At 55.9% G+C, this 21,405-nt stretch carries 21 protein-coding genes; 2 read left to right on the top strand and 19 right to left on the bottom strand.

The annotated features are described in order from the left end of the window. The first annotated feature begins 17 nt into the window (after nt 1-17). Nucleotides 18-1,151: a THUMP domain-containing class I SAM-dependent RNA methyltransferase gene (locus tag NST26_RS10755; RefSeq protein ID WP_036725255.1), complete on the top strand. Its 1,134-nt coding sequence runs from the start codon at nt 18-20 to the stop codon at nt 1,149-1,151. A gap of 359 nt (nt 1,152-1,510) precedes the next feature. Here NST26_RS10755 and NST26_RS10750 read toward each other — a convergent pair whose 3' ends face one another. From NST26_RS10750 to NST26_RS10670, 17 genes are all read right to left on the bottom strand, one after another. Then, a complete protein-coding gene (locus NST26_RS10750) occupies nt 1,511-1,750 on the bottom strand; it encodes a DUF1450 domain-containing protein (protein WP_036725257.1) in 240 nt (79 codons plus the stop codon). A 42-nt stretch (nt 1,751-1,792) separates the two neighbouring features. Beyond that, entirely contained in the window at nt 1,793-2,095 is a 303-nt protein-coding gene (locus tag NST26_RS10745) for a HesB/IscA family protein (RefSeq protein WP_036702251.1), read from the bottom strand. A gap of 125 nt (nt 2,096-2,220) precedes the next feature. Beyond that, nucleotides 2,221-2,472: a hypothetical protein gene (locus NST26_RS10740; protein WP_036725259.1), complete on the bottom strand. Its 252-nt coding sequence runs from the start codon at nt 2,470-2,472 to the stop codon at nt 2,221-2,223. A 166-nt stretch (nt 2,473-2,638) separates the two neighbouring features. Next, nucleotides 2,639-4,759 (bottom strand): family 16 glycoside hydrolase, encoded by a 2,121-nt coding sequence (locus NST26_RS10735; RefSeq protein WP_340954203.1) that lies wholly within the window; start codon nt 4,757-4,759, stop codon nt 2,639-2,641. Between the two features lie 23 nt (nt 4,760-4,782). Continuing rightward, nucleotides 4,783-6,135 carry an FAD-dependent oxidoreductase gene (locus tag NST26_RS10730; RefSeq protein ID WP_340954205.1) on the bottom strand — a complete coding sequence of 451 codons (1,353 nt, stop codon included), beginning with the start codon at nt 6,133-6,135 and terminating at the stop codon, nt 4,783-4,785. Between the two features lie 107 nt (nt 6,136-6,242). Continuing rightward, entirely contained in the window at nt 6,243-7,865 is a 1,623-nt protein-coding gene (locus NST26_RS10725; RefSeq protein WP_340980833.1) for a response regulator transcription factor, read from the bottom strand. Then, nucleotides 7,840-9,594, bottom strand: coding sequence for a sensor histidine kinase (locus NST26_RS10720; RefSeq protein WP_340954206.1), 1,755 nt, complete (start codon nt 9,592-9,594; stop codon nt 7,840-7,842). Before NST26_RS10720 ends, NST26_RS10725 begins: the two co-directional genes overlap by 26 nt. Nucleotides 9,595-9,676: 82 nt before the next feature. After that, nucleotides 9,677-11,041, bottom strand: a complete 1,365-nt coding sequence (locus tag NST26_RS10715) for an ABC transporter substrate-binding protein (RefSeq protein ID WP_162174689.1) — start codon at nt 11,039-11,041, stop codon at nt 9,677-9,679. 102 nt (nt 11,042-11,143) lie between these two features. Further along, nucleotides 11,144-11,980 (bottom strand): carbohydrate ABC transporter permease, encoded by an 837-nt coding sequence (locus NST26_RS10710; protein ID WP_209874339.1) that lies wholly within the window; start codon nt 11,978-11,980, stop codon nt 11,144-11,146. 25 nt (nt 11,981-12,005) lie between these two features. Further along, nucleotides 12,006-12,944, bottom strand: coding sequence for a carbohydrate ABC transporter permease (locus tag NST26_RS10705; protein ID WP_339255324.1), 939 nt, complete (start codon nt 12,942-12,944; stop codon nt 12,006-12,008). Continuing rightward, the gene (locus tag NST26_RS10700) at nt 12,941-14,317 is read right to left on the bottom strand and encodes an FAD-dependent oxidoreductase (RefSeq protein WP_209874345.1); all 1,377 of its coding nucleotides are present in this window, start codon (nt 14,315-14,317) and stop codon (nt 12,941-12,943) included. Before NST26_RS10700 ends, NST26_RS10705 begins: the two co-directional genes overlap by 4 nt. Before the next feature lie 473 nt (nt 14,318-14,790). After that, nucleotides 14,791-15,999, bottom strand: coding sequence for a M14 family zinc carboxypeptidase (locus NST26_RS10695; protein WP_340954210.1), 1,209 nt, complete (start codon nt 15,997-15,999; stop codon nt 14,791-14,793). 168 nt (nt 16,000-16,167) lie between these two features. After that, nucleotides 16,168-16,974, bottom strand: a complete 807-nt coding sequence (racE, locus tag NST26_RS10690) for a glutamate racemase (RefSeq protein WP_036725271.1) — start codon at nt 16,972-16,974, stop codon at nt 16,168-16,170. A gap of 225 nt (nt 16,975-17,199) precedes the next feature. Further along, complete coding sequence (locus tag NST26_RS10685) at nt 17,200-17,679, bottom strand: YtxH domain-containing protein (protein WP_340954213.1); 480 nt, start codon at nt 17,677-17,679, stop codon at nt 17,200-17,202. 98 nt (nt 17,680-17,777) lie between these two features. Further along, complete coding sequence (locus tag NST26_RS10680; protein ID WP_340954216.1) at nt 17,778-18,443, bottom strand: helix-turn-helix transcriptional regulator; 666 nt, start codon at nt 18,441-18,443, stop codon at nt 17,778-17,780. Nucleotides 18,444-18,486: 43 nt separating this feature from the next. Next, a complete protein-coding gene (locus tag NST26_RS10675) occupies nt 18,487-18,927 on the bottom strand; it encodes a DUF86 domain-containing protein (protein ID WP_036725274.1) in 441 nt (146 codons plus the stop codon). A gap of 218 nt (nt 18,928-19,145) precedes the next feature. Further along, complete coding sequence (locus NST26_RS10670; RefSeq protein ID WP_036702274.1) at nt 19,146-19,433, bottom strand: Dabb family protein; 288 nt, start codon at nt 19,431-19,433, stop codon at nt 19,146-19,148. Nucleotides 19,434-19,632: 199 nt separating this feature from the next. Between NST26_RS10670 and NST26_RS10665 the strand changes: the two genes are divergently transcribed. Beyond that, nucleotides 19,633-20,217, top strand: a complete 585-nt coding sequence (locus NST26_RS10665) for a helix-turn-helix domain-containing protein (protein ID WP_036702276.1) — start codon at nt 19,633-19,635, stop codon at nt 20,215-20,217. A 117-nt stretch (nt 20,218-20,334) separates the two neighbouring features. Here the strand turns inward: NST26_RS10665 and NST26_RS10660 are convergent, their stop codons facing one another. After that, nucleotides 20,335-20,958 (bottom strand): class I SAM-dependent methyltransferase, encoded by a 624-nt coding sequence (locus NST26_RS10660; protein ID WP_340954220.1) that lies wholly within the window; start codon nt 20,956-20,958, stop codon nt 20,335-20,337. Nucleotides 20,959-21,127: 169 nt separating this feature from the next. After that, on the bottom strand, nt 21,128-21,397 hold the full coding sequence (gene rpsN / locus NST26_RS10655) for a 30S ribosomal protein S14 (protein WP_076078385.1): 270 nt from the start codon (nt 21,395-21,397) through the stop codon (nt 21,128-21,130). Between the last annotated feature and the right edge of the window lie 8 nt (nt 21,398-21,405).

Genomic DNA, 21,405 nt, shown 5'->3' with positions numbered 1-21,405 from the left:
AACGGAGTTGAGCGCACTTGGGCAAATTACAATTGATCGCCACCGCCCCCATGGGGCTGGAGGCTGTAGTAGCACGCGAATTAAACGAGCTGGGTTATGAGACCACGGTCGAGAACGGACGGGTCCTGTTCAGCGGGGATTACATCGACATCTGCCGCTGTAATCTGTGGCTGCGTACCTCGGACCGTGTACTGGTTAAGATGGGCCAATTCCCGGCCCGGACCTTCGATGAGCTGTTCGAAGGAGTGAAGGCGATAAATTGGGAGGACTGGATTCCCGAGAACGGCGAATTCCCGGTAGAGGGCCGTTCGCATAAATCTCAGCTGACCAGCGTACCTGCCTGCCAAGGGATCGTTAAGAAGGCCATTGTCGAGAAGCTGAAGCTGTCGTACCGCACTGAATGGTTCCCGGAGAACGGCCCCCGGTATGTGGTAGAAGTGATCCTGCTGAATGATATCGCGCTGATCACCCTGGATACCACCGGCCCGGCCCTGCACAAGCGCGGCTACCGCCGCCAGGCTACGGAAGCGCCGCTGAAGGAGACGATGGCTGCGGCTCTGATCCAGCTCAGCCGCTGGAACGGCCATCGTCCGCTCTATGATCCTTGCTGCGGATCAGGCACGATTCTGATCGAGGCTGCGATGATCGCCTGGAATATCGCGCCAGGCCTGCGCCGCTCCTTCCCATCCGAGCACTGGCCGGAGATTCCGCAGCGCCTGTGGGAGGAAGCCCGCGAAGAAGCCTTCGATGCGGTGCGTGACGATTACCCGCTGCAGCTGACCGGAACGGATATCGATCCGGCAGCAATTGAGATCGCCGAGGCGGCGGCGAAGAGCGCCGGACTCTCCGGTGAGATTACGTTCAAGCATATGGCCGCTGCGAAGGCCCGGCCGGAAGGCGAATATGGCTGCATCATCACCAACCCGCCTTACGGCGAGCGGATCAGCAATGACAAGGAAGTGGAGAAGCTGACCCGCCAGTTCGGCGAGATGATGCTCTACCTGCCGACCTGGTCGTTCTTCGCCATCAGCCCGTACAAGGAGTTCGAGCAATACTACGGACGCAAGGCGGACAAGCGCCGCAAGCTCTACAACGGCCGGATCGAATGCCAATACTATCAATACCTGGGGCCGCTGCCTCCGCGGAAATAGCAGGAACAGCGCGGTTAAGCAGTTAAGTAACGATCTCTAAGAAGCCTTAAGTCCCATGAAGCACTCTGTGCTATGGACTTAAGGCTTTTTGTTCTCATTCAGCCGCTGATGCTGCATCAATTTCGTACACAGTTGCCCCCGTTCACCCCGAAACTATACATTGTATAATGTTTTCCACATACATTTGCTCCACTCACCCTCGCAGCTACACACTGTATGTTGTTTTCGGCATACATCCGGCCCACGCACCCTCTCACCCGCCTATTGTGTTCGGTTTTCCGACTACACCCGCGCACACCAAAACAGCCCCCGCAAATAACGCGGGGGCTGTACGATGCTGCAGGCGCAGCAGATCTGAATTACTTCTTCTCCACCGGCCGTTTGACGAAGGCTTCCGCTTTGGCCAGCACCTCGTCTTCCGTCGGTCCGCTGATATAGCGGCCGTTGATGTAGACAAACGGGCGTTTGCCGCACGGTCCGCAGTAGGAGATGCAGCCTGTCTTGATTTCGGCATCCGGTGCCATCTTCAGCAGCTTGGGCACGATGCTTTTCATTTTGATATGATTGCACTCGTCACATAATCTTATATCGTTAGCCATGAAGCAACCCTTCTTTATGTCCGTAAAATACGGGCGGATCAACTAGTGATCGCCATGATTTCCTTTAGACGGATTAGTAATCACAAAACCTTCTTCGGGCAAGTAGAGATAATCAATCTTCACTCCGTCCAGCAGGGGCTGGTTCGGATCAAGAATGACATCGATATCCTTGTCAGTGGAGACTACAACATCGTTCTCCTTAGGCGTGTCCAGATCCAGTCCGTAGTGGGCATGGTCGCCATGGGCATGTGTAATTGCTACACGAAGCTTAAGCTCACTGTTGCCTTCAAGTTCCATGGTTTTCTTTATCACTTTAGCCGCGTTGCGGGTAATTTTGACGTTCATTCGATTCCATCTCCCAGGCCTCTATATTTTAAATACTCAATAATTCATTTTAAGGAATATGGGAGGATAAAGCAACCATTAGGAGATGGACATCCACACTTAAAGGTACAATCGTCGCTAAAATGTCATCTTCCGCTGTGCAGCGCCGCGTATTTACGGTCCATCCGCGCTGTGAACCAGCCCATCAGCAGCATCGTTACGCCAATATCGTCAATCGGTATAAACGGCATGAAATCGGGCAGCACCCAGTACAGCAGCGCCGGAATAGTGAACAGCAGCTTGTCGGCCATAGCCACATTAGGCGAAACGATATAATGCCAGGAGCTGCGGAATATATGAGACCATTGTTTGAGTGACAACAGTTTTCTGAATTTCATGAGTTATGCCTCCCTGTGTAATCTGTGTAAGCAGCAAAGGACACCGCCGCTAAGCACCTGTAAAAGGATTGCGGCTGTGCCCTTTGCTGTTATCTTACGCGAATGCGCAGGTTTCGTTTCGCTTTTAAGTAGAATTTTATCGAATTCTCCCGAGCCGGACCAACATTCACTCCGTCACCTTAACATCGTCGATCCGTGCGGTGCTGGAATGCATCCGCAGTCCGATCTTCCCTCCGGCCGGCTGCGCCGCCGTATCGGTCCACTGGATCAGCTGGGTACCGCCCGCAGATGCCGTAATCGTACTGCCGCTTACCGTCACCTTCAGCTCAGTCCACTGGCCGGGCGTGACGGCAAAGCTTACGCTGCTGACCATCGTGAGCGTTCCGGCTGTTTTTTTGAACAGCTCCGCCTTGTCACCGGAATCATTCAGCCGGAACATGTAATAATTGGAAGCATCCGCATACCGGAACAGCAGGCCGGCGTTGGCGAAGGTATTCAGCAGCTTGACTCTGGCCGAATACGTGTAATCCCTCCAGGAGGCGTCGCCTGTATAGGCAAGCGCTTCTCCTGTCCCGGAGTTCTGTGATAGAGCCTTCGTGCCGTCATCCTCCACACTCCAGGCTCCGCCAGAAGTCGTCCATCCGCTGGAATTGCCATCCTCAAAATCATCCTGGAACAACGTAACCGGCGGTGTGATCGTACCCTGGAATTCAAATGCTCCGATATCCGGCACGCCGTTATACAGCGGATTCCCGAAGAAGTCCTGTCCTCCGTTGCCTGCAACCGCCGCCCCGGCATTGATCAGCGGAGAGGAGAGCGCAAGCTTATATCCGTCTGCCGAATCGAGTCCTGTGGCCGTGCCGGGACTGATGAATCCGGGATTGCCGGTAATTTTGTTAGGATCGCTCGGAACATTTGAGTTCAGCCCGTAGAAGCTGTTGTGATCATACGTCATTCTGGGGCTGTTCGTGTATTGTCCGCTGGCACCATTATAAAAGATATTGTTCGTGTAATAGGCCATTCCTGTATTGCTCGCATGGGTCAGCGCCTTATTCTGCGTTCCCGAACGGTAGATGATGTTGTTGTAGACATAGAGATTGCCCCCGCCGTTCACCAGATGGAACACCCCGTTAGCGTCCTTATCGTTCTGGCTGATATTATAGCGGAAAATATTATTGTTCGTGTTGTTCATGACCAGCAGGGTACCGCCCTCATTGTCATAGCTGAAATTGTACTGGTAGATGCTGTCGTGCACCTCGATGTCGAAGTCCCAGGGCTGGCCGTCTCCACCCAGCATCCGGGTATCGGAGGCCTCGTTGTACTGGAAAATAGCACCCTTCGTATAATAAGCCCACTGCGCCGCAACGACAGTGATATCCTCAAGATAGTTGACGATGGATGTGTTCACATCGCAGGCTTCTCCGATGGACTTCGTCTTGTTGTATTCGATCAGCGGCGAGGCGCCGGCTCTGACCAGGATGCCGTCCCGGTGGATCTTCTCCACCACATTGCCCCGGATGACCACACCCCGGAAGGCGTCGAATTTATGTGTCCAGGCACTGTTGAAAAAAGCATCCGTCATCGTCTGAATCCCTGTATCCGCCACGTTAATGACTGTATTGTTCTCGATCAGAATATCTTCCCAGGTGCTCTCAAGTGCTGTATTGGCTCCCCGGGCATGAAAGTTGATGCCGCCTGTGCGGCGGTCTGTGCCGAAGATATCATGGATGTCGAGATTGCGGATATAGATATGCCGGAAGTTCCCCGCCCCTGCTCCTTCGCCTACGACCAGCACACCGTTTCTGCGCATATCTGTAGGCTGCTGTCCGCTTGTAATCTCCAAATTGTTGATCTCCCAGTAGGAGACATTGCGCAGCCGGACGCCGAAGCCCTCCCCGCCCACGGCGGTATTGCCGAAATCAATCAGCGGCTTGGCTCCGCTCCCGTAGCGGTCCACGGTAATCGGATTCCCCTCCGTCCCGGAGCCTTTAAGATCGAGATACTGATCATTCCATACGCTGCCTGCCTTCAAAAGAATCCGGTCCCCCGGGCTGAAGGTGACGCTGTTCACTTTGCCCAGCGTCTTCCAGGCCGCCACCTCACTGGTGCCGGAATTGCTGTCGCTGCCTTGGGCAGCATCGACGTAATAGGTGGTGCCTGCCGCCTCAGCAACCGGACCTGACAAGCCGGATAGGAGACTGAACAGTAAAAATACGATCATGCCCAGCATGGTGAATCTGCGCGGCCTGCCTTGCCTTGGATTATGTTTCACATGGTTACTTGTCATTCTAATCACTCTCCCGCAATTAGTTATAACGCTGTGATCGCCTCACCCAGCCACGCTCCCCGCTGCACAAGCCCGTTCTGAAGCTTGGCGAGATCCACCTTCCGGCTCTGTCCCTCCGCTCCGGCCGCCATCGCCGCCGCCATACCCGCCGCCTGCCCCATGGCGAAGCAGTTCGGCATCACCCGCAGTGAGCCTTGCACGACACGGTCCGAGGATGCGGCGCGCCCCGCCACCCATACATTGTCCAGTCCCACCGGCAGCATGCAGCGGTAAGGGACACCATGCGACTTCCCGGGCGGAAGATGGTGGATATGCATCGCCCCGCTGCTGCGGGCCATATGAATATCGATGAAGTAGCTGTTGCGGGCAATATCATCCGGGAAGGAAGCCATTTTCATGAAATCCTCCTGGGTCAGCACGTAATCGCCCACAATCCGCCGCGTCTCGCGGATACCGATCTGCTCGCCGGTGGACACCAGATGGGCCTGTTCGAATCCGGGCACATAAGCCCTGAAGAATTCCAGCTGGCGGTGGGCTAGCCGACGTCCCTCTATTGCCCCCCGGGTCAAGTCCTCCGCCCTGGAACCGTCGACGCCGAACACATGCCCAAAATTCACACCGACCAGATAATCGGCAATCCAAGCTAGGCCCGAGACGGAGTCCCGGCCCTGCGGCAGCTTCCCGTCAACCTGCGCCTGCTGGACGGCCTGATGGATCTGATCCGTGTCACCGCTTTCATTCCGGTATTCTTCAAAACGCTGCCGGTCCACATTCGCCAGCAGGTAGCACATAGTCGCGGCTTGAAGCTCGCCGGATTCTCCGCCCTTATTGAACGGCGCTCCCGCCAGGGCGGCCAGATCGGCGTCCCCGGTCGTATCAATAACGGTCCGGGCGCGGACCAGACTCCGGCCTGACTTGTTGACGATTACCACGCCCTCAATGCTTCGGCCGGTCTCATCCATCACCGTCTGGCTCGCCACGGTATGGAGCAGCACTTCCGCTCCGCTCTCGGTGGCAGCCTCGTCGTATACACGCTTCAGCACCTCCGGGTCGATGGGCACCCAGTCCAGCTCTGCCCCGAAGCGCTCGCGGAACTCCGGCTCACATCCGGCCTTCATCCGCTCCAGCAGTTCCAGGCCGATTCCCCGCACGACAGCCTTCTCCCCGTCACTGTAAGGACAGAAGGCTGGCACCAGGGCAACGGTGCCCATGCCGCCCAGGAAGCCGCGCTGCTCAATCAGCAGCGTCCGAGCCCCGCTGCGGGCCGCAGCTATTGCCGCTGCCACGCCCGCAGGCCCGCCGCCCGCAACCAGCACATCCACCTCGCGGGATACCGTGATCTCCTCCGCAGGCAAGGTAAATACAGTTCGATTCATTGTTGTTCCTCCTTGAAGCTATACTTAGTACTCCTCACCATTATAAGAAGGCGGAGGCTGCAACAGCGTGCAGACTGATTGCCTGTTACGGTGGACAGTTTTGACCTTTATGGCTTGGCATCATCCGTGGATGTCTCCCTGCCCTGCTCTTCCGGCGGACCTGCCTTGAATTCGCTGGGATTCCGGCCGCTGTATTTCTTGAATACCTTGGAGAAGTACGCCCGGTCGGAGAAGCCGAGAGTGTAGGCGACATTCTCCACGGTCTCGTGCGGGCGGGCCAGCATCATGATGGCCATATTCATCTTGTACTGGTTGACGTAATCGGTGAAGTTCACGCCGGACAGCTTCTTGAAATAACGGGAGAAGTAGCTGGCATTCAGGTGCAGATGCTCTGCCATATCTGTAGAGGTGATCATCCGGTCCACATGCTCCTCCAGAAACTCATCCACCGCCTGAAGCCGGACATCCTTCTCCTCAGCAGCTGCGGGGGCCAGAGTATGCTGACGCCACAGATGCCTCAGCTCCCGCTTAGTCAGGCTGGCCGCTTCCTCGATATGAACCGTCTGTTCGAGTTGCGTGAAGAAGTCCTCCTCAGCCAGCCCGCCGGCTTCGAAGGCCAGCTGGCGCACGAGATTCCCGCAGGTCTCCTTCACCAGCCGGGGCAGCAGCCGCTCCGCCGACGCCAGCTGCGTCCACTGATTCACGGCCAGATCAATCCAGGCGGCATGCTGGTCTGCAAGCGCCAACGACAGCATACCGCGTTCCTTTTCCCCGCGCCGTTCTAACGTCTGCCCGAAATCCGCGTTACCCTCAAGCAGGGACACCGGCGTCACTGACTGATAAAAGTTATTCTCCCGGCAATCGGTGAGAGTCTTGTATAACACACCGAAGCTGCGGACCGGTGCACAGGACTCCGAATAGAACCCCCGCAGGCTAATCTTCAGATACTGCTCCACCTTATCCTGTACCGCCTGCATGAATTCAGCCAGCTTGTTCTCTGTGACGCCGGGGTCCTCCACATTCCAGACCAGATAAATATCGGCGTCCCTGCTCATAATCGGTGTAATGGAAGCCTCTGCCGCAGACAGCTCCAGCGCAATATTGTTCACGGCTGAATGGATCAGCGGAATATCCTTGTACCGGTAACGCTCGGTAACCGATGCGGCATCCATATGAATGAATCCATGACGCAGAAAGGGGTGCTTCCAGGAGATGCCCAGCCGTTCACCGAACTCCAGGGTGTTCTCCTGGCCCGCCGCACCCGACAACAGCTGCTTCAGGAAGCTCTGCTTCAGCACTTCCTTATTACGCTCAATCGCCTGGCGGAAGGAGTAGCGCTCCAACAGTTCCTCCCGGCTCTTGAAGCGGCTCATCGCTTTGGCGAGACTGCTCTTAAGCTGCTCAGGGGATAGCTCATCCTTGATCAGATAATCATCCGCCTCCAGCTGGATCGCCCGCTTCGAGTAGTGGAAATCCTCATAGCAGGTCAGGAAAATCAGGCGAACCTCCGGCTTCGTGATCCGGAAGGCATCCGCCAGCTCCAGCCCGTCCATCCCCGGCAGACCGATGTCCACAATCACAATATCCGGCAGTGCTGCATGAAACTGCTCCAGCGCATCCTCACTGCTATACGCCGAAGCCACCAGCTGCAGATCCAGCCCCAAGGGCCCAAGCAGATATTCCACGTATTCCAGCATCGGGACATCATCGTCTATCAGCATCAGGGTCATCAAGGGGAACCGCCTCCTTCTCCCGGGTCACGGGGATATATAGGGTGAACGTCATGCCTTCCTCGTCTTCTCTTGCCTGCGCGCTCAGCCGTGCGCGATATCCGTACAATACCTGCAGACGGCGTGCTGTGTTGACCAGCCCGACCCCTTTTTCCGGCCAGAGCGCAGTGTCTTCACTTCCTTGCAGACGCCGGTTCAGGCGCTGGAGCTTATCCTCCGGCATCCCGCGGCCATTATCGCTGATGCTGATCCGCAGCAGATCGGACTCGAACGCCGCTTCGAGCCGGATCGACGGATGGTCCGGACGGGCGGAGAAGCCGTGGCTGATGGCATTCTCGACAATGGGCTGAAGCAGCAGCCGGGGCAGCATCACCGCACCTTCTTCCTCGCCCACCTTGCATTCCCAGACGATATCCAGACGGTTGCGGATCTGCATCACCTGCACATAGCTGCCCAGCACCCTGCACTCCTCCGCCAGCTCCAGCGGCTTATCCGCATGCACATACACACGCAGCAGCTTCATGAGCGCATCGATCATGGCACCATGCGCCGGGTCACCGCTGAGCAGCAGATCCACCTTGATGGAATTGAGCGTATTCAGCAGAAAATGAGGCCGGATCTGCGCCGCCAGCGCTTGAAGCTCCAGCCGCCTTTTCTCCTCCTGCTCACTCTCGACCTGCTGCAGCAGCCCGTTCATATCCTCCAGCATCTGATTGAAGGCCGCCGACAGCACCGCCACCTCATCCTTGCCCTTGACGGGTATCCGCACCGCACGGTTGCCGCCGACATACTGCTTGACGCTGGCCCGCAGCAGGCTGATCGGCTTGTTCATATATCCGGCCCACAGCATGGACAGGACCAGAAACGCCAGGAAGAACAGTCCGATCAGCGAGATGGAGACCAGAAACTCCCGGTTGATATGGCTGTCGATGGAGCTGCGGGGCGTCTTGCTGGTCAGCAGCCAGCCCACCTTGGGAATACGGACCTCACTGGCCAGCAGCGGACCTTCATCCGCAGGAGCGGCTTCTCCGGTGACAGCAATGCTTCTCCCCTTCTGGTCAACCAGCGTGAGCCTGCTTAGCGCATTGCCCGTATCGAGCAGGCTGCGGAAGTAGTGGCTCGGAATGCCCACGTACAGCGTGGCCAGCTTGTCCTGGTTCAGCGGGTCGGTAATGAAGCGTACCGCATAATAATAATCCGGTGCAGCGGGGGTGCCACCGTAGGGGAACCATTGCAGCGACACTTTTTCCCGCTCATCCAGCCTGCTGCTCTCCTTAAGAAGATTCTCAGGCAGCACAGAGAACACCGGAATATTCTGGTTGCCAATCAGTATCCGGTTCTCCCGGTTGACCAGCATGATCTGCAGATCAGCATCCAGCGACTGCACCGACAGGATATTGGCCGTAGTCTTGAGCTTGTTGTAATGGGTATACACTCCGTAATTACCGAAGCTTCCCGTATTTTTGAGATAACGCAGACTCTCCAGCACGGCCGGATCATAAGCCTCAGAGAAATACACCGAGACAAACGAGATGCTGTCCACCGTTTTTTCCATTTGACTGCCGATTACCTTCAGTGTCTCCTCATTCGAACGGGCGATCTTCTCACTCACATTCTCCCGCACAGAGGTATACGACCAGAAGGTAACGACAACAAAAGGCAGCAGGATCAGGATCAGGAACGTGTATTGCAGTCTGCGATGGAAGGAAAAACGGCTTAACCATTTCATAAGAATTCCACCCCGCACTGTAATGAAAGCTTCAACGTCCCTATTATAATCCATAATCACTGCTGCCTTTGCACTTCATCCGTTATTTCTGATTGGCAGAAACTACCTTCTCGACTTCCGCTGTCATCTCACTCTTGACCTCATCGAAGCTGCGGTTGTCCAGGATGAAGCTGGCGAAGCCGTTCTCCACAATCGCTTTCAGTTCGCTGCCGTAGGGCACGCTGAAGGTGTCCGGCATTTTAATATTCGGATCGAACAGCGTCTTGGAGAGGGAAGCGGTATCGATCAGATCTGTATTTTCCCCGAAAAAGCTATTGATCAGCTCCGCCCCGTCCACGCCCTTGAACGAAGGAATCTCCTTGGTGAACTTGTAGGCTTCCTTGGACATCCAGCGGATGAAGTCATACGAGGCTTCCTTATTCGCTGATTTCGCGCCCATGGCCAGGCCGCCGCCGGAGATATTCGTCATGCCCAGTTCCTTACTGTCCACCGAACGCGGCAGCGGGGCGTACATGCTCTGGAATTCATGCGGGAATTTCTCCAGGTTCAGCGCTGCCCGGACAGCATAGCTTGGCACAGCCAGCATACTGGCATTTCCGGCAAAAAACTGCTGTAGCACATGATAGTTCGAGGCCAGCACATCGGCATACGGCTCAGCGCTCTTATCTTCCTTCTCCATCGTGCGGCGGAGGTTGAAGAAGTATTCGAAGGACGGATCGTCAAAAATCGGCTTCAAGTCTGCGCTAAGCTGCGGATGCGGCTTCTCGGTGTATGCGATAATGTTCGGATATTCTCCCCAAGTGTGGAAGTACGTTCCGAAGTGCTCGGGTGTCGTCAGCTTCTTGGCATAATCGCGGAAATCATCCCAGGTCCAGCCCATCTCAGGCAGGGACAGCCCTGCAGCTTCCAGATGATCCTTGTTGAAGACCGTCAGCCACTGCGTCGAGCTTGGCAGAATGCCGTATACCTTATCCTCCAGCTTCAGCAGCTTGGAATATTCATCCTCGGGTTTGATGCTCTCCTGTTCAAAAAAAGAGTTAAGCGGTTCCACAACACCCCGCGAAGCACGCTCCAGCAGCTCATCCTCATTCCCGGTCATGAACACATCGACCACTTCACCGCCTGCGACCAGAATATCCAGCTTCTTCATGAAATCTGTGCTGTCGCTGTTCTGGACCAGGGATTCATACTCCACTTCCACTTTATCCTGAGCTTCGTTATACGCCTGAACAGCCTGGTAGATGGGCTCTTCCGGCTTATCGGCCTTGAAGGTGTAGAATTTGATCTTAGCTTTGCCTGCAGGCTGGGCTGTGCCGGTGGTTCCAGCAGACGGATCAGCCGAGGCCGGTGCATCGGTTGCTGCTGAGGTGTTGCCTCCATTCCCGCCGCAGGCGGTGACGGAGAGCATGAGGAGCATACTGGCAAGCATAAATGGTAGTTTTTTCAAAGCAATTCCCCCTTGATTTGTTGTCTGCAGGCTCATTATACAATCTAAGCTTTGCGCACACCGTGTACAGCTATGCGGTGTGCGCGTACACTTTTTTGACCTTTACCCTTTGACTCCTCCGATGGCAATCCCGTTAATGACCTGCTTCTGGAGGATCAGGAACAGCACCAGCAGCGGCAGAATCGCGGCCACGGAGGCCATCATCATGACGGAGATCTGTGTACCGAATTCCTCCTTGAAAAATTGCATCCCCAGCGGAATCGTATACAGCTTGGTCGAATTCAGCATGATCAGCGGCCCCTGGTAATCATTCCAGGTCCAGATGAACTTGATAATCCCTACGGTCGCCAGAATCGGGCGGCTGAGCGGCAGCACGACACTCCAGAAGATACGTAAGAACCCGGCGCCGTCCAGCTCCGCCGCTTCCAGCATATCATTATGAATGCCGATCATGAACTGGCGCAGCAGGAAGGTGAAATAGCTGGAGAACATCCCCATCAGGATCAGCGCCGCATGGGAGTCATAGAGGCCCAGCTCCTTAATCATAATATAGCGCGGAACAAGCGTGGCCTGCTCGGGAATCATCATGAACGCCAGCATCAGGGTGAAGATCAGCGCTCTGCCCTTGAAATCCAGCTTGGCGAGCGCATACCCGGCCATCGCCGAGATGACAATCGTAGCCAGCGTGGAGATCAGGGCGATTTTGAGCGAGTTCATATAGAATAATCCAAACGCCACATCGCCCATCCATACGGCCTTGAAGTTGGCGACCAGATTCCAGTCGGTGGGAATCCACTGAATCGGGAAGGTCCAGACCTCTTTCTCCGTCTTGGAGGCAGCCGACAGCATCCAGACCAGCGGCATCAGGAAGAATACCGAGCACAGGGCGAACAGGACCGTGAAGATCAGATTGCCGGGCTTAAGTTTTTTCATTGTCATTGCCTTTCGTTCCTTTCGCCTTGGACTAGTAATGGACCTTACGGTTCTGGGTTATCCAGGTAATGGAGGTCACCAGCATAATGATCAGGAACAGCACCCAGGACATCGCTGAGGCGTAGCCCATTTTGAAGCGCTCGAATCCTTCTTCATAGATCTGGTACACGATAACGGTACTGGAATAGTTAGGCCCGCCGCCGGTCAGGAACTTGATCATGTCGAAGATTTTGAAGGAAGAGATCGTGCTCGTTATGGCCAGGAAAAAGGTAGTCGGCCCCAGCAGCGGCAGCGTAATCCGCCGGAACTGTCCGATCCCGCTGGCCCCGTCAATCGTCGCCGCCTCATACAGCTCCTCTGGAATATTCGTCATCCCCGCCAGGAAAATAATCATCTGATAGCCCAGCAGCTGCCAGACATAGATAATCATAATGGCAATCAGCGAGAAGCTGGTATCGACCAGCCAGCGCGGCGGTTCGGATACTCCAAGCTGCATCAGAATCTGATTGACCGGCCCCTTGGACGGATGGTAGAGCGCTTGCCAGACTGCGGCGATGGCTACCGTGGAACAGATATAAGGTACAAAGAAGGCTACCTTGAAAAAGGTCTTGGCATACAGCTTCTTATGAATCAGCGCCGAGAGAACTACTCCCAGCAGCATCGTGACCGGCACTGTGCCGACCGTGAACAGCACATTATTCTTCAGGGCCAGCAGGAAGCGGTTGTCCCTGAACAGCTCGATAAAGTTATCAAGACCGACAAAGTTAATCGCCGACAAGCCGCCGACAAGGTTCCACTCCGTCAGACTGAGGAACAGGCTGAACAGCAGCGGGAACACTGCGATGACCAGCATCCCGATCACCTCCGGCGCAATGAACAGCCATCCGGCGAGCTGCTCCCGTCTCTTGCGCGTCCAATACGTACCGGCTGCGGGCTTGGCCGTTTTCCGGGTAACCGCAGATTCACTCATTGCAATCTCTCCCTTGCAGTTTCAGCTTGGTTGTCCGGCAGATAGCCGCCTTCTTCCCGGAGACGGGCGCGAAGGAGGGGGACATCTACGGCATGGACATCGCCTCCGGTCTGAGCGGCAGCCAGTGCCGCAGCAAGTCCGGCAGCTTCGCCCATCGCCAGGCAGACCGGCATCACACGCACGCTGCCGAGCACCCTGCGGTCACAGGAGATAGACCGTCCGGCGACCAGAACGTTGCGTAGTCCGCGCGGCGTAAGACAGCGGTACGGAATGCCGTGCGATTCGCCCGGCCCGTAGAGCGTGATGGACTGGCTGGATCCGGCGCCGCTCTGCTGCTCCTTCTGTGTGCCATGCACATCAATGAAGTAGCTGTTGCGGCAGATCTCATCATCGAAGCTTCTGCGGGAGATGTAATCCTCCGCAGTCAGGACATAATCGCCGGTAATCCGCCGGGATTCCCGCGTGCCGATCAGTGTGCCTGTGCTCATCACTACCGCATTGCCGAAGGCCGCAGGGTGTACAGCGGCAAGCATGTCCCGGTAGGCGGCCGCCATCTTACGTCCCTCTACCAGTGCCCCGGATACGGAGAAGGCATTCGTGTTGTCAATTCCCCAGAGATGTCCGGCATTGAAGCCTACGGCACGCGGAGCTACCATATTGTTGCACAGATGCGTATCCGGAATGCCCGGATATTCTCCTGAGCGGACCACCTCATGGATCGGGCTGTGCGGGTTCTCCGCATGGAGCTTCGGCCCATTCACATAAGCATAATCATCCACGTTGCCCAGTATGAAGCAATGGGTCGCGGGCTGAAGCTCGCCGGTCGCTTCGTCCCCCATTTGGTACTCGGCACCTGCCCATGCAGCAACATCGCCATCTCCTGTGCAATCGATATACACGGCGGCCCGGAAGGCCTGCAGGCCGCTTTTATTGAGAAGGAGGAGTGTGGTGATGTTGCCGTGGTCGTCTCTATCCACATCCGCAAGCGAGGTCAGGAACAGGATGTGGGCACCCGACTCCGTTACGAGATCGTCATAGACCCGCCTCAGCTTCTCCGGTTCGATCGGCACCCAGTCCATCGCATCCTCCGGCACATGCGGCATTTGAGCCTTTAAGGTATTGAACACCTTGGCCGCGAGACCACGGTAGACCATCTTCTCTTTGTCCGAGAATGGGCACCAGGCCGGTACCAGGCCGGAGGTTCCCATTCCTCCAAGGCTCCCGGTCGCTTCGACCAGCAGTGTCCGCGCCCCTTCCCTGGCCGCCGCCGCTGCGGCGGTGCAGCCCGCCGGCCCGCCTCCGACTACAATTACGTCGTAGGAGGCGTTCAGTGGGATTGGTTTACTTTTCAGCGTATACGTATCGTTCTCCATTTGGCTCTCACTTTCCCGGCGGGTAGTCCTCTTTCCGTGAAGCCCTCCGCCGCTCTTCTATACGCTAATTTTAGCAAGAGACTTTGGCTGATACGGTATAGCTTTCATACGCGTTAATGTGTATTATTTTGACCTCATTTCCAGCCCTAAGCGCCTGCGCTAACAAGCGCAGATAGGCGTTAACATACCAAAAAAACCGTTCTTACAGAAGTAGGAGGTCTCCCTCCAACTCTATGAAAGAACAGTTTCTTGGGTCAGGTATGTGGTGGCTGGTGGCAGTGGCAGCATCCCGCGAATCAGGGGCACTTACACACCTCATTGGCTCACCCAGCCAACTTTTGCTGAAATCAGGGGCACTTATGCTCTTCATCCCCACACAAAAAAAGGATACAGCCGCAAAGCATCATTTGGTCAGGATTGCGGCCGTGCCCTTTGCTGTTATCTTACGCAAATTTGCAGAGATTGTTTCATTTTTATTTCAAATTCGACAGAATCGCACTTAGAATCAGGCCGGTGTCCAGCGCCATATCCTCAAAATCAGCCACGGGCAGCGGATTCTTGCCCACTCCCAGCTCTACGGTGAAGCCCGGCTTGCGGAAGCGCTCGATGAACCAGTCCTTGTAGCCGGCATCGCTGCCGGTCAGCTCCACCGCCCTGTAGCCGCTCACCGCCGCAAGCGCCGCTGCCCACTGCTTGCTCTCCGGCGGCTCATAGCCCCGGTAGTTCCAGTAGATCTCTGCCCCCTGGCTGTGCAGGGATACGGCGGCATCGCCCGGAACCCGCTCGGCCAGCGCCGCCAGTGCCGCCGCCTCCGGCTCACTGAGCGGCGCCGGGCCGCTGTAATCGCGCGGTGCCGGGCCGGGCACCTGCCGCCGGTCGCGTTCCTCCTCCCAGTGTGCGGGGAACTGGTCTCCAAGATCGACACCGCGGATGTTCGCCTTCCAGTGCCGGAAGCTGCGCCTGCCGCAGTTCCACCTCATCAGCTCTGCATAATGAGGATGGTCCGGCATCGCCCCTTCCTGCACCAGCTCGACACCGTCGGGATTCGCCATCGGCACGGCCCAGAGTGTCCAGTCCCGGTGCCAGTCCACAGGCTGACGCCCGTGCCAGTCCGCACCTGATTCATAAGCAGCCGCATATTCTTCAAGAAAGCTCATCAGGCACGGGGACGTCAACCATTCGTTGGCATGCAGCGCGGCATTCACATGCAGGTGGCGCGGGCCGCTGCCGATCCGCAGCAGACGGAGCGGCTTGCCGAGCACACTGTGGCCTATAACCTCGCTGCTGACAAAAGAATAGCGGGCCGCAAGTCTTGCAGCATCCGCCTCAATCTCAGCCGGTCCGTATTCCCCGTGCAGATAAACCTCTGTCCCCCGGGTGGCCGCCGGAATCACCAGCACCTTGCCCGACAGGCAGATACGTCCCGAGCTTACCCCGGGATTCAGCATCTCCAGCTCATCTATGCCAACCCCGAACAAGGACGCGATGCTCTGCGCATCGTCCCCCGCCTGCACCGCATACCGCTTGCGCGGGGCAGACGGCAGGAACAGCACCTGCCCCGGATATAAATACGGCTGGCTGCCAGCCCATGGATTCCCCTGTATGACATGCTCCGGTGTCAATCCGTGTCTTGCGGCGATACGGCTTACGGTATCTCCCCTGCGGGCAATGTATTGCTGCATAGGTCTCATCCTCCCGGCCCTCTTGTGCCGGCGTCCCTAACATCCTCCGTGATGACATGCGGGACCCGGCCCTCATGCCTAGTATATGAGCAGCAGCAGCGGGTCATGTGGAAATGTAGCAACTTGGAGGTTTGTCCCTATTCAGTTCGCCGCTGCAATGCTCTCATCCTACAGAGTAGATACTTGCCATACTACCGGCGTCCTGCTGATCTGCTCGCCCAGCCAGTCCCGGGCAATCCGCTGGAAGATTTCCGCATCTCCGCTGCAGAAGAACTGGTGAATCGGACTCTCATCCCCGCGCGCCAGCTGGCCTTTATCGTAGAGGATGGTGCTGATCTCCCGCGCCGTCTCATCCGCCGAGCTGATCAGCTTGACGCCGGGTCCCATCACCCTGCCGATCGGCTCCACCAGAAACGGATAATGGGTGCAGCCGAGAATCAGCGTATCGATCGGCTCGTACTTGATGCCGTTCAGTGATTCAGCCACCGCCAGATGGCTCTCCTCCGAGCGGAATAACCCCTGCTCTACGTAGGGCACAAGCGCCGGGCAGGCTTGGCTGACCACCTGAACAAAGGGAGACAACTGCTTCAGCGCCGCCGTATAGGCACCGCTTGTAATCGTGCCGATGGTGCCGATCACGCCGACCTGTCCGCTCTTGGATGCGCTGATGGCGGCGCGGGCACCGGGGTGAATGACTCCGATCACAGGAATGGCTACCTTGGCGGAGATATAATCAAGCGCTGCTGCCGTTGCTGTGTTGCAAGCAATGACGATCATTTTAGGATTAAATTGAATTAAATAGTCCACGATCTGTTCAGTGAACAATTTCACTTCCTCAGTGGAACGGGGTCCGTACGGGGCTCTTGCCGTATCGCCGAAATAGATGATTTTCTCCCGGGGGAGCTGTCGCATCACTTCCTTGACTACGGTCAATCCTCCAACGCCTGAGTCTAATATTGCTATTGCCTGCTGCACGAACACACCGCATCCTTTAACTCGTTTTGTGTAGCTTATGTAAGGCTGGAATAATGTGTACCAGGATTTCAGCCCCAATTGCAGATATTACCCCATTTGCCGGTTCAGTTCAAGTAGGGAAGATAGCGGAGCCATAATGCAGACCCACCCGAAGCATACCGCCACATGCAAAAGCCGCCTCCCGCCTGTGAAGCGGAAAACGGCTCCATACCTTTTATATCAAGCTTAGGACAGCTTCCCTGCGGTTTTGCCATCCTCGATAGCTTCCGCTACAGCGGCATCTGTACCGGTCACAGCTTCGATCTCAGCCTCCACCACTGCCGCTTCTTCAGCAGCCTCATATGCAGCCACCTCGTCACGCACGGCTTCCACTGCATCGGTAACTTCCACAGCCTGCTCCGCAATGCCGCTTACAGTAGCTACATCTGCTTCTTCCACCGCATCCTTGACGGATTTGCTCCATTCCTTGACTTCGCTTACCACCGAGACTACAGCTTCTTTGGCCTTACAGTAGATCTCAGTGGTCTTCTCGCCGGCCTGGCCGGCAATAACCTGAACCTTATCCACAGCTTCCGTTGTGCCTTCAGCAATATCCTTGCGCAGCTCCTTACCCGGCTTAGGGGCGAACAGCAGCGCTGTCACCGATCCCACAATACTGCCGGCGAGTACGCCCCAGAGCAAGCTTTTGTTATCTTTTTTCATCATCAATCTCTCCTTTGGATTCTAAGTGCCTCTGCCCGGCCACCCGGGCGATCGCCTATTTCTGCTATATCATAAGCATAGAGAGGATGTCCTGTGACTGTTCAGCCCCTGATTTCGGAAGTTTTCTGCTCAGGGTTCGGCGTGATTGCATACCGGCAGCATTGGCCGCCTTCCGCCATACACTCACTGCGTGTCACCTTCGCTTCCAGCAGCTCCTCGAACAAATGCTGCTCGCACTGGCAGGCCTTGCGGTACTGGGTAGCCACCTGACGAATGGGACAATTATACTCCCTCAGTGTGTATGAGCCGTCCTCTTCCTTGCTCCACTCCGCCATATAGCCCCCGGCATTCTGAATGGTTGACAGCTCCGCCACCCGCTCCTCCAGATCACGGCTCTGCATCACCCTACTGTACTGGGCAAGCATCCGCCGCTTGCGGCCTTCAAACAGTATATTGACCGCATCCGCCCCGCTCCCGTGGTCCAGCTCCCGCAGCAGCTCCAGCGCCAGATTGTGATAGCTTTTGGGAAAATGATCCTCCGCCCGCTCGGTAAGCGAATATACATGCATCGGACGTCCCATGGCCTGGCGCACAACCTTGGTCTTGGCAAGCGACTCCTGCTCCAGCTGAAGCACATGGCGGCGGACACCCATCTCGGTAATTCCCAATTCCTCGGCAAGAGCGCTGATCGTCAGTGGACCTCTCATCTTCAGCAGCGTCATAATCATCCGCCGGGTTGAACCGCTCTCCTGACCCTTCTTCGCCATAAAGGACCTCCTTTCTGTCTGTATGCACACAGCCCCGGCTCAGCTAACCCGTGACCCCGCTGCCCAGCTCCTGATCCAGATACCTGCGCACCTCGCAGGCGAACTTCTCCAGAATATCCGGCAGCGTCCGGGTCATGGGGTGCAGCTCTCTGCGTTCCCATACGAAATAATCCTGAACCAGCGGCTTACGCAAGGCTACAAGCGAAGTCAGATCCTCGTAGATCCCGCTGTCTCCCAGCACCTTTTCCTCATGGATAATAGATATAATATCCTCGTAGCTTCCGGCATCACGCATAATGAACCCGTCAATCAGACAGCTGCCCACATCCGTCACGACTTCAACGGCCAGATGTAAGCACCGTTCCTGCACCAGACCCAGCAGCGTACTGCCGTCCCAGGAAGAAGCTGCATGTGCTAGACCTTCATTAAGATCAGGGATCTGTTCAAGAATAACTTCTATTTGCTTCCGGTTGACATAATACACAGCTGACCCTCCACCCTGCGGTATTTAGTGACCTTCCCTAACATGAACTGCCGTTATTTCCCCCGCCTGCCCCGGCGCTTCAGCCAGAACACCATCACGACACACGCCGCCATAAAAACAATCAGATACGTCAATGCTTCCATCGGATACTCAAGCTCACGCATTCCGCTCACCACTTTCCGTGCTTAATGGGTTCCAGCCTTGCAAGTCGTGCAGTCTCAGATCTCGTAATCGACCGCTACCGACAGCTCCTTGACCTCGTTGATATGGGCAATGACTTCCTTGTGAGCCGGATGCACCTGATACGCCTGCAGATCCTCCATCGAGGCAACAACCGTGACCAGGGCGATATCGAACGAACGCTCCGAGTGAATCAGATCGGCCCCGACTTCAATGGACAGCAGCTGCGGAATTCTTCCTTCCATATTACGGAGGACTGCAACAGTCTCTGCGACCTTGTCCGGGGACCGGTCCTTTAATTTGAAGAATACAATATGCTTGATCATCTATCCCGCTCCCAGCCTGATTAATGTGAAATTGATTACTCAAAATATATCATAAACTGCAGCATTACTGAAACAATCTTGGTTCATGACCAAAACAGGAGCTTTGCACTCTGGACGAATGCCGTGATGAAATGGTAAAGTCATAACAGCTAAACTAGATGATCCGTCACTTCATTAAATCAGTACACCCGGAGGTATTATGGCTAAAAATCAGCAAGAAACACATAAAATTCAGGCCTGGTCTCTGATCAACCGCAAATATCTTGGACAAGGCGTACGGGTCAAAAGATTTCGCCGCCCCAAACGCAGCCAGATCCGCAACCGCGTTCTGCTGGCCATCCTGATGGCCAAGGACATGAAGCTCTCCCGTCTCGCAGAAGAGCTCTCCGTCTCCTCACGCAGCGTAAGCGCATGGGTATATGAAGGACGCATTCCCTCCAGAACCAATCTGGACAAGGTCTGCCGCCATTTAGGCTATCCGCCCCATATCCTGTTCAATGAAGCTCTTCTGCGGCAAAGTCCGATTGTGTGCCAGCCGACCCCATCCCGTTTCATGAAAAGAACGCTCGCCCATTCACCGCAGCATAACGCGATTCTGACCGGACTCTGCATGGTGTATGATTTCTCGGTAACCGATGTCAGCATCTGGATTGGCGTCCATCCCGGCACCTTCCGCAAGTGGCTGCACCACTGCCATCTGCCTACCCTGGCCCTGCAGGAGAAGGCCGAGAATTTCTTCCGCATTCCGCGGCATATCCTGTTCGCCGACTGCGAGCTGCATTAACCTTCATTAATTAGGAAGCCGCAGGAAGAAGTAGGAGCACGCACAGCATCAGGTTCACAGTAGGGTCCTTCTCGCCGCAGGGAGGGGCCATGTTGACGTTACTTTCGCAGATGGCAGTTACCGTTTGAGCGTAAGGATCGTTCTTAGTATGTATTCATGAGTCCCGCCCTGCGGGTTCTGCAACGACTCGGTAAAGGAACCTGTCTCCAGAATCTCCGTCCCGGCAAAATGCTCCCGCAAATCGGCATCGCTGAAGAAGTGGGCATATTTATCCTCTTTATATTCAAAGGTGCCCGGCTCCAGCTCTCTCCCGCAGCCGTTATGGGGATCTTCATCGGAGAAGCTGGTGAAGTAAAGCAGCCCTCCAGTCCTGACCTGACTGAGACTGGCCTCAATCAGCCTGCGGCGGTCACCGGCGAGGAATAAATGCAGAACGTCATAGCAGTATACGGCATCTACAGACTGCCTAAGCTGCGGCTCCAGCGCCGAGCCTGCAATAAAGCTAGTTCCCGGGTCCCATGCTGCGGCCAGCTCAAGCGCCGGTTCACTTAATTCTATGCCGTATACTTTAAAATCAGCAGAGAATACTTTGGTATTCCGCCCATACCCGGCACCCGGAACAAGAACGGAGGAGACACCTGCCTCCTGGAATTTCCGCTTCGCCCATTCTGCCGACGGGCTTGGCTCACTCCCCCAGATCATCCCCTCCTGCGCAAATCTTTTACTCCAATACTCAGTCATGCAGCTCCTTCTTTCCTGCCTTAGAATAGTTATCTATGTAGTTCCAGCTTCTCTATCATAGTCCACTCTGCCCGATCCGGCAAAGTCTATGGACACAGCAAAACGGCTGGCTCCTGTAACACAGAGAGATCAGCCGTCTTGCCGTTATAGCATCTATGAAGTTAACAGCCTACCAGCTGGACTTGGTAACGCCCGGAATTTGTCCCTTGTGTGCCAGCTCCCGGAAGACGATCCGGGATATCTTGAATGTACTCAGATAGCCGCGCGGTCTGCCGGACACGCTGCATCTGTTTTTTTGACGGGTGGCTGAGGAATCCCGGGGCAGCTTCTGCAGTGCCATCACATCGCCCGCCGCCTTCAGCTCTCTGCGCTTGTCAGCGTACTTCGCCACCAGCTCCTGCCGCTTCTGTTCCTTCACAACCTTTGATTTCTTGGCCACTATAGATC

The organism is Paenibacillus sp. FSL R7-0128, from assembly GCF_038002245.1.
Lineage (GTDB): Bacteria > Bacillota > Bacilli > Paenibacillales > Paenibacillaceae > Paenibacillus_AQ > Paenibacillus_AQ silagei.
The sequence above is the reverse complement of the archived record's forward strand: the minus strand, read 5'-3'. Positions and strand labels throughout refer to the sequence as shown.

Excerpts from the sequence above, each read along its gene's own strand:
- NST26_RS10750 (WP_036725257.1), bottom strand. The coding sequence starts at position 1,750 with ATGGCTAACGATATAAGATTATGTGACGAGTGCAATCATATCAAAATG.
- NST26_RS10745 (WP_036702251.1), bottom strand. The coding sequence starts at position 2,095 with ATGAACGTCAAAATTACCCGCAACGCGGCTAAAGTGATAAAGAAAACC.
- NST26_RS10740 (WP_036725259.1), bottom strand. The coding sequence starts at position 2,472 with ATGAAATTCAGAAAACTGTTGTCACTCAAACAATGGTCTCATATATTC.
- NST26_RS10735 (WP_340954203.1), bottom strand. The coding sequence starts at position 4,759 with ATGACAAGTAACCATGTGAAACATAATCCAAGGCAAGGCAGGCCGCGC.
- NST26_RS10730 (WP_340954205.1), bottom strand. The coding sequence starts at position 6,135 with ATGAATCGAACTGTATTTACCTTGCCTGCGGAGGAGATCACGGTATCC.
- NST26_RS10725 (WP_340980833.1), bottom strand. The coding sequence starts at position 7,865 with ATGACCCTGATGCTGATAGACGATGATGTCCCGATGCTGGAATACGTG.
- NST26_RS10720 (WP_340954206.1), bottom strand. The coding sequence starts at position 9,594 with ATGAAATGGTTAAGCCGTTTTTCCTTCCATCGCAGACTGCAATACACG.
- NST26_RS10710 (WP_209874339.1), bottom strand. The coding sequence starts at position 11,980 with ATGACAATGAAAAAACTTAAGCCCGGCAATCTGATCTTCACGGTCCTG.
- NST26_RS10705 (WP_339255324.1), bottom strand. The coding sequence starts at position 12,944 with ATGAGTGAATCTGCGGTTACCCGGAAAACGGCCAAGCCCGCAGCCGGT.
- NST26_RS10700 (WP_209874345.1), bottom strand. The coding sequence starts at position 14,317 with ATGGAGAACGATACGTATACGCTGAAAAGTAAACCAATCCCACTGAAC.
- NST26_RS10695 (WP_340954210.1), bottom strand. The coding sequence starts at position 15,999 with ATGCAGCAATACATTGCCCGCAGGGGAGATACCGTAAGCCGTATCGCC.
- NST26_RS10685 (WP_340954213.1), bottom strand. The coding sequence starts at position 17,679 with ATGATGAAAAAAGATAACAAAAGCTTGCTCTGGGGCGTACTCGCCGGC.
- NST26_RS10680 (WP_340954216.1), bottom strand. The coding sequence starts at position 18,443 with ATGGCGAAGAAGGGTCAGGAGAGCGGTTCAACCCGGCGGATGATTATG.
- NST26_RS10670 (WP_036702274.1), bottom strand. The coding sequence starts at position 19,433 with ATGATCAAGCATATTGTATTCTTCAAATTAAAGGACCGGTCCCCGGAC.
- NST26_RS10665 (WP_036702276.1), top strand. The coding sequence starts at position 19,633 with ATGGCTAAAAATCAGCAAGAAACACATAAAATTCAGGCCTGGTCTCTG.
- NST26_RS10660 (WP_340954220.1), bottom strand. The coding sequence starts at position 20,958 with ATGACTGAGTATTGGAGTAAAAGATTTGCGCAGGAGGGGATGATCTGG.